Here is a 15,093-nt window from a genome sequence, read left to right as displayed (position 1 = left end):
CGACGGGCCTTTTTTGTGAGGCAATATTTACGGTTATGTTCGATTACCTGTGGGAGCGAGCCTGCTCGCGAATGCGTCAGTTCAGTCGATGCACCTGTAACTGGCAGGACGCTTTCGCGAGCAGGCTCGCTCCCACAAGGTAACTTCGTCTTAATCCAGAATCAGATGCGGCAGGAAGCGACTGGAGTCCTTGGTGATCAGACTATTGTCCTCACGCACACCAATCCCTGCCGCCTCATCACCAATCACCCACGAGCCAATCAGCGTGTAGCTGTCGCCAAACTTCGGCAGCGGCGCGAACTCCTGCAGGATGAACGGCGCATCGGTGTAAGGCCCGTCCTCTTTGACGATCAGACCTTCCACTGTTTGCAGTTCGATGTTGGCACCTTCGCGGGAAAAGTACGGCTTGCGCACCCAGCCCTTCGGTACGGCACTTTGCGGATTCGGATCAAGGTGCGCAGCGAGCAGATTCGGATGTCCCTTGTGCAATTCCCACAGCAGCGGCAGCGCACCTTTGTTGGACAGGATCGCCTTCCACGCCGGCTCGAAAAACTGCGTATCGCATTCGGCGATCGCCGCGCCGAACGGTTCGTGGAAGATGAATTCCCAGGCGTGCAGCTTGAACAGGTGCGGGATCCAGCGATCCTGCAGATCGACGAAACGACCCTCAGCCGTCAGGCCGATGTCTTCGATATCGATATGGCGTGATTCGATGCCGACCTTTTCCGCGATCAGCCGCAGGTAGTCGGTGGTGCCTTTGTCTTCGACCGAATCTTTCATCGAGGCAAAGTAAAACGGCCGCTTCAGCTGCAACTCGGCGAAGGCCTGATGCAGCTTGGTGTCGATGCTGTTGAACTGGTCAGCATGCGGCGGCAGCGTGCCACGCTCGATGCATTGTTCCAGCCAGCCCCACTGAAACGCCGCCGCCTCATAAAGGCTGGTCGGCGTGTCGTAGTTGAGCTCCAACAGTTTCGCCGGCCCGTTGCCGCTGTAGGAAAAGTCCATGCGACCGTACAGATGCGGATGACCCTCGCGCCAGGAGGTGCGGATCATGTCGTAGTACGCCGCCGGGATGCTGAGGCGATCAAGCAACTCCTCGCTGTCGACCACGCGATCCACCAGGTCCATGCACATCTCGTGCAGTTCGGTGGTCGGGTCTTCCAGATCGTTTTCGATCTGCGCCAGGCTGAACTGGTAGTAGGCGCTTTCGTCCCAGTACGGTTCGTCGTCGATGGTGTGGAACAGGAAACCGAGGCTTTCGGCGGTGTGTTTCCAGTCGGGGCGCTCGGCGCAGTGGATCTTTTTCATGTCAGCTGCTCGAGCGTCCGGAACTGCTGCCCCAGCCACCCCAACCGCTGCGGGCGCTGGACTGGCTGCCGAAGCCGCCGCGCGAAGTCGACGACGCAACGTTCACCGGTTTGCTCTTGCTGCTCTCGTAATCCGACTGGCTGCGCGAGGTTGTGTCAGCTCGGCGGTACTGCGTTGAGGTGTTGTACGGCTGGCGCGTTTCGCGATCACGGTAAACGGTGCGTTCGGCGTTGTTGCTCATTGCGTTGCCGATCAGCCAGCCGGTCAGCCAGCCATTGCCGCCGCCACCTGAGCCACCGGAATAGTGCGAGCCGCCGTGGCTGGCGCTGCTGCTGCTCGTGGTGTCCCCCGCCGGCATTTGCGAATTGGCGATGGCATCGAGATCCTGCGGCGTCTCGGCATCGCCCGGCACTTTAAAGCCGCCGAGTTTCGGCACGAAACGGCCATCGGAATTTTTCTGACACCAGCCAGCGGCAAAGTCTGCGTCGCACTTGGCCTTGTCGCTGTAGGCCGGGGCGATGCGCCGGTGCTCGTTCAGGGCGGCGACGTAGGCGCTGGAGCAGAGATCGGCGGCCAATTCGGCGTCGACACACTGTTCAACGCTTTGGAAGTTGCGCGGCTGATCCAGCGCCGCTGCTTCACCGGAAATCGCCATCGCCACCGACGCGGCGAGGGACAATTGCACGTATTTGCTGCGTTTCATCGAGAGGCTTCCTGCCGGTCAGTGGGACGGTGTCATGCACGCGGCATTGAGCATGCCGACGCTGATCGCCACGGCGGCGACATAAATGCCGGCGGCGACTTCGCCGTTGGCGATGCGCTGGGACGTGCCCTTGAGCACCAGCCCGGTCGCAACGAACGCCAACAGCTGCACGACGGCGGCGATGACCGCCCAGAGGACAAAGTCGAGCACGTTGACCGAGTAGGCGATCACGTTGCTCGCCGGAATGGCGAAACCGATGATCGCCCCGGACAGAGCAATGGCGGCGGCAGTGTTGCCGGCACGGATCAGTTCGAATTCCTTGTGCGCGGTAATGCGCGTGTAGACGAATTGAAACAGCATGAACAGCAACACGGCGCCGATCAGGTAGACGACAAAACCGACCAGCGCGGTTTTGTTCAGGGAAACGGCCAAGACTTCCAGCATGAAAAACTTCCTTTTTTAGATGGCGCTCAAATCAGTCGTGTACAGCGAGATGCCCAGCGAGGTGCTCAGGCTGACGGTGCCTTCTTCGTCCTGTTCGACGGAGAACAGCAGCAGTTCGCGGCGATCGGTCAGGCCGGTGTCACGGGCATACAGCATGGCGTGGTGCTTGATGGTGTAGGACTCGTCCGGGTTGACCACGTGTTCGGTCATTGGCACCAGTTCGGTCTGATGTAACTCGGTGCCCCATTCACGGGTGTATTCAACACCGTCGTGGTGGTAGGTCGGCAGACCGATCAGGCTGTTCGGGCCGGCCAGACGCTGCAGTTCGGCGTCACTGTTGACCGTCACGTAGCTGAGGTAATTGAACAGGGTGACCGACTCGACCTGATCATCGCCAGTGACGTGGATCTGCACCCAGAAATCCTCGTCGTTCATGTAGTAGCGGTGCAGCTTGTTGGACTGGCCGAGATCGACCCAACCGGCGCTCCACACCGCTTGATCGAATGGCACCCGCACCGACGTCGAGCCTTCCAGCAGCAATGCCAGGGTCGTGTCGAAGCGCACGCCTTTGCCTTGTGCCATGCCCAGTGGACCGCTGGCGCCGGTGCTCGTTGGCGCAGCGGCCTGCCAATTGCTGGTGCCGAGCAAGTCTTTAAACCATCCCATGGGTACGTTCCTTGAAGCGGGTGGAGGTGTTCGGGGGTGAAAAAGTGGCGGTAGTGTAACGGGCGAAGCGGTGAACGAGCAGAGGCAATTACGCCGCAAAACCATGTGGGAGCGAGCCTGCTCGCGAATGGGTTGTGTCAGTCACTCGATTCTTAGACTGTCACGACGCTTTCGCGAGCAGGCTCGCTCCCACAAGTTACCGTTCAGTCATTACTGCGCGGACTTCTGCTTCAGCCGCTCAAGGATCGCATTGGCGCTGCCTTCGTTCGGCGTGATGCCGGCGTCGCGCAGTTTGCGTTCCAGGTCGTTGCCGGTAGAGGCGTCGGCCAGTTCGTCTGCGGCGTTCAGTTCGGCAGCGCGTTGCTGCTGCTTGGCTTGCAGGCGGTTCAGGGTGCCGACCGCAGTTTCCAGTTTGCCGTTGGCGCCGCCGCTGGCAATCGAGGCGCTGACCTGGGCTTTCTGCACGCTGTCGCGGGCCTTGGCCATGTCCACTTGCTGGCGCAGGCTCTTGATTCGCGATTCGGCTTTGCTGATGTCTTTGCGCATGTTGTCGGCGTAGGCGCCGAATTCATCGCTGAGCTTCTTCTCGGCAGCGAGGTCGTTGGTCAGGGTCGAAATCGCTTCGGCCACTTCCAGCGCCAGGTCTTCACGGCCGGCATTCAACGCGGCTACAGCCTTGGCTTCGAGGTCCTTGATCTTGGCGTCGTATTCGCTGACGCGGTCGGCGGCCAGTTTGTGCTTGGCCATGATCGTCACCAGTTCGCGGCGAGCATTGGACAGCGCGGTGTCGGCGTCGCGGATTTCCTGATCGAGGATGCGCAGTGCCTGCTGGTCGGCGATGGCTTCGCCAACTTCATTGGCGCCGCCGCGCAGTGCGGTGAACAACTTGCTCCAGATGGACTGAGTCATTGGATATTCCCTGTTGATTACTTGAAGAAGTGTTCGAAGGCTTCGCTGGCGCGCTGCACGTTGTCGACCAGGGTTTTCACCTCGGTGACGACGTTGGTCAGGCTCGAATCAGCACTGAGGGCGCCGAACATGTTGTAGACGGTCTGCCCGTTCGGCATCGACTCGATCCCGATCGACGACAGCGGGAACATCTCGCGGCTGCGCAGCACGGCATCGTTGAACGCCTGGACGTTGCTGATCGAATCGATGTCCACCAGCACGGTGTCGACGATGATCTGCTGGCCGGCCAGGGCGATGTGAATCGGCAGACCGCCGAATTCGTTCATTTCCAGCTTGATGCTCGGCTCGGAGCTCTGGATCAGGGACAGCGAAATCTCTTGGGAAGCCACCTCGTCCAGCGCCTTGAGGGCATTGAAGAGGCTGTCGATGGTCCAGTTGTTGCCTGCGCTCATGTATTTCTCCGACATGAAAGAGCCAGCCAGAATCGGTTGGCGTAGCTGTTGCTCCATTTGCTTGAGCAAGCTTCGGTTTTCCGGAAGCACCCAAGTTTCGTGTTTCACATAACCGGCGGCGGCCAGGCCTGCGCGCATCTGCTTCATGTAGAAGCTTGATGGTTTTTTCGCCGACGTCTTGCCACGCTCGCCCTTGGGGCTGGCTGCGGCAGTCGTCCGAGTGCGGCTTGTCATGGCTGGAATCCGGTTATGAGCGTCTCACGCGTGGGCCACACTACAACCAATGCAAAGTGCCATCAATGACTCACGCGTGAGATTTTCATGACAGACGCAAAAAGGCCCGCAACGGGGCGGGCCAGGGGATTGCGCAGTTGTTGCTAGGCGTTGCTGTGCAGGAACTGCTCAGTCGATACCACGCTGGCGTAGGCAAAACCCAGCGCCGACATGAATGCTGCGTGCACATGAGCGGCGGGCACCGTCAGGCCGTTGAATTCCAGGTCACGGCTGGCGCAGGCATCGTGAATCACGGTCACGCTGTAACCCATGTCCGCCGCCGCGCGGGTGATGCCATCGACGCACATATGGCTCATGCTGCCGACCACCACCAGGTCGGTGATGCCGTGTTCGTCGAGCACCGCTTTCAGTTCGGTTTCACGGAACGAGTTGACGAAGTGCTTGAGCACCACCGGCTCATCGGCATGGTTGAGCACTTTCGGATGCAGTTTCGCGCCCTCGGAGCCGGGAGTGAAAAACGGTGCCTCGTCGGAAGTGAATTCATGCCGAATGTGCACCACCGGATCGCCCGCTGCGCGAAAGGCTGCGATCAGCCGTGCGGCGTTGTCCGCAGCGGCGTCGGCGCCGACCAGCGGCCACTTGCCTTGGGGGAAGTAGTCGTTCTGGATATCGACTACGATGAGCGCTTGCTTGGCCATGGGATTGTCCTCGAGGCAGTGATTGGGTGTGGTCTCAGTATTGGCGCTTGCCGAGAATTCGAGGATTGGCCGCACCGACAATAGACGGGGGAAAACTGACAATGGCTGCACAAAGAGCCGCCACCGCTGAACTGGGCGTGCTGATTTACCCCGGCGCGCAACTGGCGGCGGTGCACGGTCTGACCGACCTGTTCGCGGTGGCCAACCGCATTGCCGCCGAGTATCAGGCTGTGCAATTGCCCTTGCTGCGGGTCAGTCACTGGCAGGTCGAGGGCGAGCAGTTGCCGACGCGGGTTTACGACAGTCATCCGGGCGACGAGGACGTTTTGCTTGCCGTGCTGATTCCGCCGTCTCTCGGCGGGTTCGATGCGGCGCAGATGACCGCGAGTCTTGCGCAATGGCTGCGCGATCAGCATGCACACGGCGCGACCCTCGGTGGTGTTTGTGTGGGCTCGTTGATGCTCGCTGAAAGCGGCTTGCTCGACGGTCGCAGCGCCACCACCCACTGGACCTCGGCCCAGGCGTTTGCCGAGCGTTACCCGAAGATCAAACTGAAGGCCGACACGCCGATTGTCGACGACGGCGACCTGATCACCACGGCCGGGCTGATGGCCTGGTCGGAACTGGGACTGCGCCTGGTCGATCGCTTGCTCGGCCCGAGCATCGCCACCGCGACCGCGCGTTTTCTGGTGATGGAACACAGCGACAGCGCCAGTAAATGCGGGAGCAATTTCGCGCCGATCCTCAGCCATGGCGACGCGTCGATTCTCAAGGTCCAGCACTGGCTGCAAAGCACCGGGGCGACGGATGTTTCGCTGAACGCGATGGCCGAGCGCGCGGGCCTTGAAGAACGCACTTTCCTGCGCCGATTCCGCGCCGCTACAGGCTTGAAACCGACCGAATATTGCCAGCACCTTCGGGTTGGCAAAGCGCGAGAAATGCTCGAGTTCACCAATGGCACGATCGACCATATTGCCTGGACGGTGGGCTATCAGGATCCGGGCGCGTTTCGTGCGATTTTCAAGAAGATTACCGGGTTGGGGCCGAGTGAGTACCGGGGGCGGTTTGGTGTGAATCCCGCTCCCAGAACGACGATGAACTAATGTGGGAGCGAGCCTGCTCGCGAAGGCGCTGGATCTACAGAGTTGTAGTCGGCTGACACTACGCTTTCGCGAGCAGGCTCGCTCCCACAATGATCGCGGCAGGATGACAGATCGTGCAATTTGCCGGAGTTTTGCGCGCCGTCGTGCAGTTTGAAACAGGCCTCATGCCAGCACATTCACGGCAAACTCCCGATTATCGGGCGGTTCGGCGGGATCGTTGTTTGGCCTGATCTCTGCAATTTCCTTTGAGAACCCATCGACTGATAAAAGGGGAACGCATGACCCCGACACCCAGCAACAAAATCGTCGTTGCCCATTCGGTGCGTGCCGAGGCGCCGCAACATGAAGTCGAGACCAACAAGGCTCTGGCGCGCTGGTTGGCGCAGATTCTCGGTTGCAAGTTCGGCGGCAGTTACGACCCGGCCAAATATTCGAGCCGCGACCTCTATCTGCTGCCGACGCAGACAATCGTCGGCGCCGCCCACGCGCAAGCGCTTGGCATCAACGGCCCCGATGACTTGTGGGGCGGTTACGTCGAATACGATTTCATCTGCACCAAAGCCATCAGCCACGGTTTGCGCAGTCATCTGGCGCACGCGCCGCAGGGCTGGTCGCCGCTGTTTTCGGAGCGGGTGCGCAACGTTGTGCTCGACGGTCTCAGCGTATTTGCCCTGGAAGATGCACGGCCCGCCGCCGAACATCTGCTGTACGCCGGGCCGATTCGCTTGAAGCCGGTTCACGCTTGCGCCGGTCGCGGTCAGGAAGTGATCAAAAGCCTCGACGCGTTCGATGAGATCCTCGCGCGGCCCGAGGCGCAAAATCTGTTCAAGAACGGCGTAGTGCTGGAGCAGGACTTGAGCAACGTCGTCACCCACAGCGTCGGCCAGTCGTTCATCGGCGGCAAAGTGTTGAGCTATTGCGGTGATCAATACTTGACCGAGGACGGCCAGGGCGAAGAGGTCTACGGCGGTTCGAATCTGCTGGTGGTGCAGGGCGGCTATGACCAATTGCTCGCGCTGGATCTGCCTGACGATGTGCGTCTGGCCATTGAGCAGGCACAGGTCTTCGACAGCGCCGCCAACGAAGCCTACCCGCGCTTTTTCGCCTCGCGGCGCAATTACGATATCGCCCAAGGCCTCGACGCCAGCTGCAACCCGCGCAGCGGCGTGCTCGAACAATCCTGGCGCATGGGCGGTGCCAGCAGCGCCGAAGTGGCGGCGCTGCAAAGCTTCGTCAACGATCCACAGATGCGCGCGATTCGCGTGTCGTCGGTGGAAACCTATACCGATCAGGCGCTGCCGGCGGACGCCATCGAGGTCTATCGCGGCCCGGCGGAAAACAGCGGGTTTCTTATCAAATATGTGACGGTCAAATCCTATGACGGCTAGAAGCGAAAGCATTCAAATCGACATTGATGACGAACAGATGAGCGGGACTTTCCTCAGTCCCAAATCGAAAGTCCCGGGGGTGTTGTTTGTTCACGGTTGGGGCGGCAGTCAGGAACGTGATCTGGAACGGGCCAAAGGCATCGCCGGCCTGGGTTGCGTATGCCTGACTTTCGACCTGCGCGGGCATACCGGCGGCACCGGAATCCCGCTGACCCGCGTGACCCGTGAAGACAATTTGCGTGACTTGTTGGCGGCCTACGATCGCCTGCTGGCGCACCCGGCGCTGGATACCTCGGCGATCGCCGTGGTCGGCACCAGTTATGGCGGTTATCTGGCCTCGATCCTGACGTCATTGCGCCCGGTGCGCTGGCTGGCGCTGCGCGTGCCGGCGCTGTACCGCGACGAGCAATGGCACACGCCCAAACGCGATCTGGACAAGGCCGACCTGCGCGATTATCGCGGCACGCTGGTGCGCGCCGACAGCAATCGCGCCCTGCATGCCTGTTCGCAATTCACGGGTGACGTGCTGTTGGTGGAATCGGAAACCGACGATTTCGTGCCCCACGCGACGATCATGAGTTACCGCGCCGCGTGTCAGCAGACCCACTCGTTGACCCACCGGATCATCGATGGCGCGGATCACGCGTTGAGTGACCCGGTGTCGCAGCAGGCCTACACCTCGATTCTGGTGGACTGGATTACCGAGATGGTGGTGGGGGAACGGTTGAGCATTATCCAATCCAGATGATCTGTCGCGTGTACCGGCCCCTTCGCGAGCAGGCTCGCTCCCACAGGTTGAGCGCATTTCAAATGTGGGAGCGAGCCTGCTCGCGAAAGGGCCATCAGCAGCAATGCATGGTCAGGAAGGTTTCTTCTCGATGCGCAACGCCTTGGCCTTGGCTTCCACCACTAGATACATCACCACCGTAATCAACAGCGGCAGAAGAAAATAAATCGCCCGATACGCCAGCAATCCCGCGACCAGACTGCCGCGCGATGCCTCATGCTGCAGCAACGCCACGAACACCGCCTCCAGCACACCCAGCCCCGCCGGAATGTGCGTTATGACCCCGGCAATCGCGCTGATCAACAGCACCCCAAGCACCAGCGGATAATCCAGTTTGCTCGGCAGCAGAGTGAAGATCACCGCCGCCATCAGCGACCAGTTCAGCGCGCCCAAAAGCAATTGCAACACCGCCATGCGCAGCGACGGCAGGTTGATTTCCACGCCGCGAATCGACCACTCGCGGCGCTTGGAAAACTGACACGCCGCCAGATAGCCGGCGCTGACCAGCAGCAATAACACACCGACCAGTTGCAAGGCCGAACTGCTGAGTTTCCAGCCCGGTGGCATCGTCACCAGACCGCTGCTGAACACTACGCCAGCGATGGTCATGTAGCCGAACCAGTTGGTTGCCAGGCTCAGGCCGAGAATCTTGGCGATGTTGCCTTTGCTCACGCCCAGCCGCGAATACAGGCGATAGCGCATGGCGATCCCGCCGACCCAGGCGCTGAGATTGAGGTTGAAGGCGTAGCTGATGATGCCCACCGGCAGGATCTGCTTCCAGGTCAGGTCCTGACGAATGTAGGTGCGGCCGATCAGGTCGAAACTGGCGTACACCAGAAAACTCAGCAGGGTCAGGCTGGCGGCGATGATCAGCGTGCGCACCTTGAAATCGGCGAGGGTCTCCAGCACCTCGGCCCATTCGATGCGGGTGGCGAACATCGTCAGCAGGACGATCAGCGCGAGGAAAAACAGGATGGTCAGCGGACGTTTCCAGCGGCTCCATTTCGACGGCGCCGCTTGTGCCGAATGGCTATCGGAGTGCACTTCGGAATGACTCATGGACGCGCACCTCGGAAAGGCTTCAGACGCGGTTTATGCGCCGGCAGCCAACCGGCCATGGCCGGGAAGTGCCGCAGGAAGTGGAACACCAGAAAGCCCACGGTCATGTGCCAGATGCGCCCACGCGGCAACAGCTTGGCGTCCATGGCTTTGCAGTGGTTCTGGCTGAGGTCTTCGAGGCGCTCGTACAGGTGCTGATTGAACGCTCGATCGCGGATCAGCACGTTGGCTTCCAGGTTCAGTGACAGGCTCAGCGGGTCGAGATTGCTCGAGCCGACGGTGCTCCAGTCATCGTCGACCAGCGCGACCTTGCCGTGCAGCGGGCGCTGGCAGTATTCGTGAATCTGCACGCCGGCACGCAGCAGATAATCGTAGGTCATGCGCGCTGCCAGTTTGGCTACGAGCATGTCCGGCTGGCCCTGCAGGATCAGCCGCACCTCGACGCCACGGCGGGCGGCGTTGCGGATTTCGCGCAGCAAACGGTAGCCGGGAAAGAAGTAGGCGTTGGCGATGATTACCCGGCGCTTGGCCTTGCGCAGCACCTGCAAATACACGTCTTCGATATCGGTGTTGTGTTGATCGTTATCGCGGAACACCAGGCGCACCTGGCCGTCGTGGTCGGTGAAGGCCATTTCCTCCAGACGCTGGCGCCGGCGCTGCCACCAGAACCGCGCGCGTCCGGGACGACCGCTTTGCAGCAAGGCGAAGTGATGGATATCGGCGACCACCGGGCCCTGGATCTCCACCGAATAATCCTGCTTGGCTTCAGGGCCGAAGTCGGCCAGGTGATCGCCGGAAAAGTTGATCCCGCCGATGAACGCGATCAAGCCGTCGACCACCACGATCTTGCGGTGCAAGCGGCGGAACCAGTTGGTGCGGATGCCTAGGTGCTTCGGCGCCGGATCGAAGATCTGCAAGTGCACGCCGGCATCGCTCAAGGCCGACAGATAGCCGGTGCTCAGCTCGCCACAGCCGAAGCCGTCGAGGCTGACCGTGGTGCGCACGCCGCGCTGGGCGGCTTCGATGAGGATCTGCTGCAACTCGGCGCCGACCTTGTCTTCGAAAACGATGAAAGTCTCCAGCAGGATCTCGCTCTTGGCTGCGCGCATAGCTTCGAACACGCGGGGGAAATATTCCTCGCCGTTCTCCAGCAGCTCTACGCGGTTATTGCTGTGCCATTGATACTCGACGTCAACGTGGCCGGGCTCGCGCACCGGCGGATTCAGCGGGACCGGGTCGACGGCGGATTTTTCCAGTGGCGCACTGTTCATAGTTCAATCTCCACCGATAACGGTGCGTGGTCGGAAAGGTGGGACCAGGGCCGGTTGGTCAATACTTTTGGCCGGCTGGCCTTGAGGTTGCGTACGTAGATGCGGTCGAGTCGTAGCGCTGGCAGCCGCGCGGGAAAACTGCGCGCGGGTTTGCCGTACTGCTCGGCGAACACTTCGCGCAGGCCACAGGGCTTGAGCTGCGCATCGGCACGCTGGCGCCAGTCGTTGAAATCGCCAGCGACGATCACCGGGGCATCGGCGGGCAATTCGGCGAGACGTTGCATCAGCAGATCCAGTTGCGCGTTGCGGTGGCTCTCGCGCAGGCCCAGATGCACGCAGATCGCATGCACTTCGGTGCCGTCTCCGGGCAGGCGCAGCACGCAATGCAACAGGCCGCGGTTCTCATGGCCGCTGATCGACACATCGAGGTTGTCGTGGCGGATGATCTGGAATTTCGACAGCAGCGCATTGCCGTGATCGCCCGCCGGATACACCGCGTTGCGCCCGTAGGCGAATTGCGGCCAGAGGCTGTCGGCGAGAAATTCGTATTGCGGCATCGTCGGCCAGTTGTCGTAGCGTTTCGGATGCTGCTCGTGCGTGCCGTGCACTTCCTGCAGAAACACCACGTCGGCGGCGACGCTGCGCACCGCTTCACGCAGCTCCGGCAGAATGAAACGCCGGTTCAGCGCAGTGAAACCCTTGTGAGTGTTGACCGTCAGTACGGTGAAAGTGCGCACCGAGGGCGCAACCACGGAGCCTTCGTCGGTGAAACCGACCGGTTCGGGAATGCTCATGACAGAACTCCTTCTGCGGCAACTTGCCCGGGAGTCGTGGCGAGGTCTTTATCGAGGTCGAAGCGCTGCAAGAGGTTGCGTGCGTCGTAGGGCGCGCGGACTTTGATGTCGTTGTCGAAGTAGCAGAACACTTCGCGGGATTTGCGCGCGCGGGGTTTCAGGCGTGGCGCTATCAGGTGGGCGTCCTCTGGCTGTTTACCGTGATGCCAGGCGTCGATGCGCTCGGCCCAGCGCTTGAGCGCTTGTTCGGAATAACCGCTGGCGTAGAGCTCTTCGGCGCCGTGCAGGCGCAGATAGACAAAGTCGCTGGTGAGGTCTTCGCGGTACGGCCATTTGCCGGCGGTATCGGCGACGACAAGTGCGGTGTTGTGGCGCTTGAGCAAGCGCACGAACTCCGGGTCGACAAAGCTCTCGTGACGAATTTCCACAGCATGGCGCAACGGCTTTTTGCTCCAGGCTTTGACGCTGGCGTGGCCGGGCAGATGCGAATCGTGCTGGCGGGCGAGGGCGGCTGCGGCTTGGGTGTCGTGGGGCAGTTGCGCGAGAAACTGGTCGAAACGCTCGGCGTCGAATTTGAAGTTTGGCGGAAACTGCCAAAGGATCGGCCCGAGTTTTTCCTTCAGCTCCAACACGCCCGAGGCAAAGAAATTCGCCAGCGGTTTTTCGATTTCGCGCAAACGGCGCACGTGGGTGATGAAGCGCGGTGCCTTGACGCTGAACACGAAGTCATCAGGGGTTTCGGCGTACCACTGGGCGTAACGTTCGGGGCGTTGCAGGGCGTAGAACGATCCATTGATTTCGATGCTGTTGACCGCGCGGGAGGCGAACTGCAATTCGCGCTTCTGCGCCAGTCCCTTCGGGTAGAAATCCCCGCGCCACGGGGCGTAGCGCCAGCCTGAAATACCGATGTGAATCGTCGCCATCCCATCCTCCCGTAGAAAGTCCTCGTGTTGCCGATGTTCTGTGATGACTGCGGCGGGGGCGGGAAAGTTTCGGTGGTGTTACGGACGGTCGCGGGTGAAGCGAAGATCAAGAGCTTACCCCCTCACCCCAACCCTCTCCCCCGAGGGGGCGAGGGGGAAGGGAGCAGATCTTCATGGTCTTCAGGACTTGAGTTCGACTCAAGACGTGCAGTTGGTGATTTTGGTCATGCAACTCGGTCGGCTCCCTCTCCTGGGGGAGAGGGCTGGGGTGAGGGGGCTCTTGAACTTGCCGCGCAATTACCGATCAGTTCCTTACCAGGGTCAGCCACGGGAGATCGGAGCTTTGCGCAATTTCAGGATCGCCATTCTGCTGGGAGCGCTGCTGTGCTTCGGCGTCAACGCATCGCAAGCCGCCGCGCTACCAGGCGTTCCGGCCGCCGCCGATACGGCGGAAAAACCTGCCGAACCGGAACCGCTGGTGCAGGGTGGTTTGCTCGGGGCGATCAGTACGAGCATCGACGATGTGCAGGAAAAACTCGACCTTAACGAACACCTGGTCGATGCCTGGCGGCTGCGCGCCGACCGCGCGGCGGATGAGGTCGACAGGCTGGTCAAGCAACCGTCAAACCGCTCGGGCTGGAGCGTGGCCGGGGATTTCCTCACGTTGTCGGGAGTTTGGCTGGGCAGTTTCGCCCTGCTCACCGTGCTCGGCAGTCTGTTGGCCAAGCGTCTGCGTGAGGGCCGCTGGTTGCGCACCCGTCAGCGCAGTCAGGATCTGCTCGGCTACGTGCTGCCGTACACCTTGCCGGCGCTGATCTGCCTGCCGCTGACACTGTATGTCAGCCATTTTCTGCAAGCTTCGGTGGGCCGTGCGCTGGCGCTGTGTCTGGCCTACGCCACCAGCAGCGGCATCTTCTCCACATCGATGTTGTTGTGCGTGGTGGTGATGTTCAATGTCGGCCACAAGCGCGCCGCCGCGCGAATCATCCGTGAATACTGCCCGCGCCCGCTGTTCCTGATCGGCTTTCTTGCCGCCCTCAGTGATGCCCTGACCAGCCCGCAGATCGCCCGGCAACTGGGCGGCAATATCACCAGCAGCATCGCCGTGTTCACCGGGCTGATCGCCTCGGTGATTTTCGGTTTGCTGGTGATTCGCCTACGCCGCCCGGTGGCGCATCTGATCCGCAATCGCCCGCTCGCTCAGCGTTTGAAACAACCGTCGCTGCAGGAATCGCTGCGGATATTTTCCGGGCTGTGGTACTGGCCGATCGTGCTGATGGTGCTGGTCTCGGCGGTCAGTCTGATCGGCATCGGCGAGGACAATCAGAAAGCCCTGCGCTGTGCCTTGTTCACCACTGTGCTGCTGATCGCCACGGTGTTTCTCAGCACGGTGTTGCAGCACCTGTTCAAGTCGCGCAAAGCCGAGGCGATCCAGCGCAGCAGTGCCTACAAGGAGCGCTTTCTCAGCCTGTTGCATGCTTTGCTGCGCATCGTCATGGCGATTGTCTTCATCGATATTCTCGGGCGGATCTGGGGCGTGTCGTTGCTCGATTTCGCCCAGAGCAGCACGGTCGGCCGGGCGATCAGCAATGCCTTGAGCAGCATCGGTCTGATCTTCCTGGTGACGTGGCTGCTGTGGGTGGTGCTCGACACGGCGATTCAGGAAGCGCTGAAACCGCCGCTGAGCAAACGTGCGGCACGCCAGCCGAGCACGCGGGTGAAAACCATCCTGCCGCTGCTGCGCAATGCGATCAAAATCATCCTCGTGGTGATCTGCGCGATTACCACCATGGCCAACCTCGGCATCAACGTCGCGCCGCTACTGGCCGGTGCGGGCGTGGTCGGTCTGGCGATCGGTTTCGGTTCGCAGCAACTGGTGCAGGACGTCATCACCGGGTTGTTCATCATCATCGAAGACACCCTGTCGATCGGCGACTGGGTGGTGCTCGATTCCGGCCACGCTGGCACGGTGGAAGGCCTGACCATTCGCACCTTGCGCCTGCGCGACGGCAAGGGTTTTGTGCATTCAGTGCCGTTCGGCCAGATCAAGGCTGTGACCAACCAATCACGCCAGTTCGCCTTCGCATTCTTCTCGGTGCAGTTCACCTACGACACCGATGTCGACAGAGCCATCGAGCTGATTCGCGAGGCCGGTGATTCGATCCGCGAAGACCCGTTCCTCAAGTACAACCTGCAAGGGCCGCTGGATGTGTTTGGCGTGGACAAGATGGACTTGAACGGCGTGGTGTTGACGGCGCAATTCCGCACGGTGTCCGGTGGGCAATATGCGGTGAGCCGCGCGTTCAACCAGCGCTTGAAGAAGCTTGTGGATAACACACCGAATGTGCATTTTG

The 15,093-nt window shown here is 61.0% G+C and carries 15 protein-coding genes; 4 read left to right on the top strand and 11 right to left on the bottom strand.

The window, feature by feature from the left end; translation table 11 throughout:
• Nucleotides 1–150 precede the first annotated feature (150 nt).
• The 7 genes from D8U71_RS18235 to D8U71_RS18205 all read right to left on the bottom strand — a co-directional run bounded on the left by D8U71_RS18235 (nt 151) and on the right by D8U71_RS18205 (nt 5,414).
• Nucleotides 151–1,308 (bottom strand): glutathionylspermidine synthase family protein, encoded by a 1,158-nt coding sequence (locus D8U71_RS18235; RefSeq protein WP_130888364.1) that lies wholly within the window; start codon nt 1,306–1,308, stop codon nt 151–153.
• A gap of 1 nt (nt 1,309) precedes the next feature.
• A complete protein-coding gene (locus D8U71_RS18230; RefSeq protein ID WP_130888363.1) occupies nt 1,310–2,011 on the bottom strand; it encodes a DUF1190 domain-containing protein in 702 nt (233 codons plus the stop codon).
• Nucleotides 2,012–2,029: 18 nt separating this feature from the next.
• Nucleotides 2,030–2,455: a DUF350 domain-containing protein gene (locus D8U71_RS18225; protein ID WP_016772952.1), complete on the bottom strand. Its 426-nt coding sequence runs from the start codon at nt 2,453–2,455 to the stop codon at nt 2,030–2,032.
• 15 nt (nt 2,456–2,470) lie between these two features.
• Nucleotides 2,471–3,121, bottom strand: a complete 651-nt coding sequence (locus D8U71_RS18220; RefSeq protein WP_130888362.1) for a DUF2491 family protein — start codon at nt 3,119–3,121, stop codon at nt 2,471–2,473.
• Between the two features lie 210 nt (nt 3,122–3,331).
• A complete protein-coding gene (locus D8U71_RS18215) occupies nt 3,332–4,030 on the bottom strand; it encodes a PspA/IM30 family protein (RefSeq protein WP_016772954.1) in 699 nt (232 codons plus the stop codon).
• A 17-nt stretch (nt 4,031–4,047) separates the two neighbouring features.
• Nucleotides 4,048–4,629: a YjfI family protein gene (locus D8U71_RS18210; protein ID WP_225914461.1), complete on the bottom strand. Its 582-nt coding sequence runs from the start codon at nt 4,627–4,629 to the stop codon at nt 4,048–4,050.
• Nucleotides 4,630–4,859: 230 nt separating this feature from the next.
• Nucleotides 4,860–5,414, bottom strand: coding sequence for a cysteine hydrolase family protein (locus tag D8U71_RS18205; RefSeq protein ID WP_130888361.1), 555 nt, complete (start codon nt 5,412–5,414; stop codon nt 4,860–4,862).
• A gap of 101 nt (nt 5,415–5,515) precedes the next feature.
• Here D8U71_RS18205 and D8U71_RS18200 point away from each other — a divergent pair, with 101 nt between their 5' ends.
• From D8U71_RS18200 to D8U71_RS18190, 3 genes are all read left to right on the top strand, one after another.
• Complete coding sequence (locus D8U71_RS18200) at nt 5,516–6,517, top strand: GlxA family transcriptional regulator (protein WP_130888360.1); 1,002 nt, start codon at nt 5,516–5,518, stop codon at nt 6,515–6,517.
• Nucleotides 6,518–6,795: 278 nt separating this feature from the next.
• Nucleotides 6,796–7,905, top strand: coding sequence for a DUF3182 family protein (locus D8U71_RS18195; RefSeq protein WP_130888359.1), 1,110 nt, complete (start codon nt 6,796–6,798; stop codon nt 7,903–7,905).
• The gene (locus D8U71_RS18190) at nt 7,895–8,653 is read left to right on the top strand and encodes an alpha/beta fold hydrolase (RefSeq protein ID WP_016772959.1); all 759 of its coding nucleotides are present in this window, start codon (nt 7,895–7,897) and stop codon (nt 8,651–8,653) included. The genes D8U71_RS18195 and D8U71_RS18190 overlap by 11 nt, the downstream gene beginning before the upstream one ends.
• 111 nt (nt 8,654–8,764) lie before the next feature.
• Here D8U71_RS18190 and D8U71_RS18185 read toward each other — a convergent pair whose 3' ends face one another.
• From D8U71_RS18185 to D8U71_RS18170, 4 genes are read right to left on the bottom strand one after another with little or no spacing between them, the layout of a single operon-like run.
• Nucleotides 8,765–9,751: a lysylphosphatidylglycerol synthase domain-containing protein gene (locus D8U71_RS18185; protein WP_024014510.1), complete on the bottom strand. Its 987-nt coding sequence runs from the start codon at nt 9,749–9,751 to the stop codon at nt 8,765–8,767.
• Nucleotides 9,748–11,022 carry a cardiolipin synthase ClsB gene (gene clsB, locus D8U71_RS18180; RefSeq protein WP_016772961.1) on the bottom strand — a complete coding sequence of 425 codons (1,275 nt, stop codon included), beginning with the start codon at nt 11,020–11,022 and terminating at the stop codon, nt 9,748–9,750. Before clsB ends, D8U71_RS18185 begins: the two co-directional genes overlap by 4 nt.
• Nucleotides 11,019–11,816: an endonuclease/exonuclease/phosphatase family protein gene (locus D8U71_RS18175; protein ID WP_056790768.1), complete on the bottom strand. Its 798-nt coding sequence runs from the start codon at nt 11,814–11,816 to the stop codon at nt 11,019–11,021. Before D8U71_RS18175 ends, clsB begins: the two co-directional genes overlap by 4 nt.
• Complete coding sequence (locus tag D8U71_RS18170) at nt 11,813–12,739, bottom strand: DUF72 domain-containing protein (RefSeq protein WP_130888358.1); 927 nt, start codon at nt 12,737–12,739, stop codon at nt 11,813–11,815. The genes D8U71_RS18175 and D8U71_RS18170 overlap by 4 nt, the downstream gene beginning before the upstream one ends.
• Before the next feature lie 343 nt (nt 12,740–13,082).
• Here D8U71_RS18170 and D8U71_RS18165 point away from each other — a divergent pair.
• The coding region (locus D8U71_RS18165; protein ID WP_130888357.1) for a mechanosensitive ion channel family protein at nt 13,083–15,093 on the top strand (2,011 nt) is incomplete at its 3' end.

Origin of the sequence: Pseudomonas sp. Sample_21 (assembly GCF_004307525.1) — a bacterium.
Classification (GTDB): domain Bacteria; phylum Pseudomonadota; class Gammaproteobacteria; order Pseudomonadales; family Pseudomonadaceae; genus Aquipseudomonas; species Aquipseudomonas atacamensis.
The sequence above is the reverse complement of the archived record's forward strand: the minus strand, read 5'-3'. Positions and strand labels throughout refer to the sequence as shown.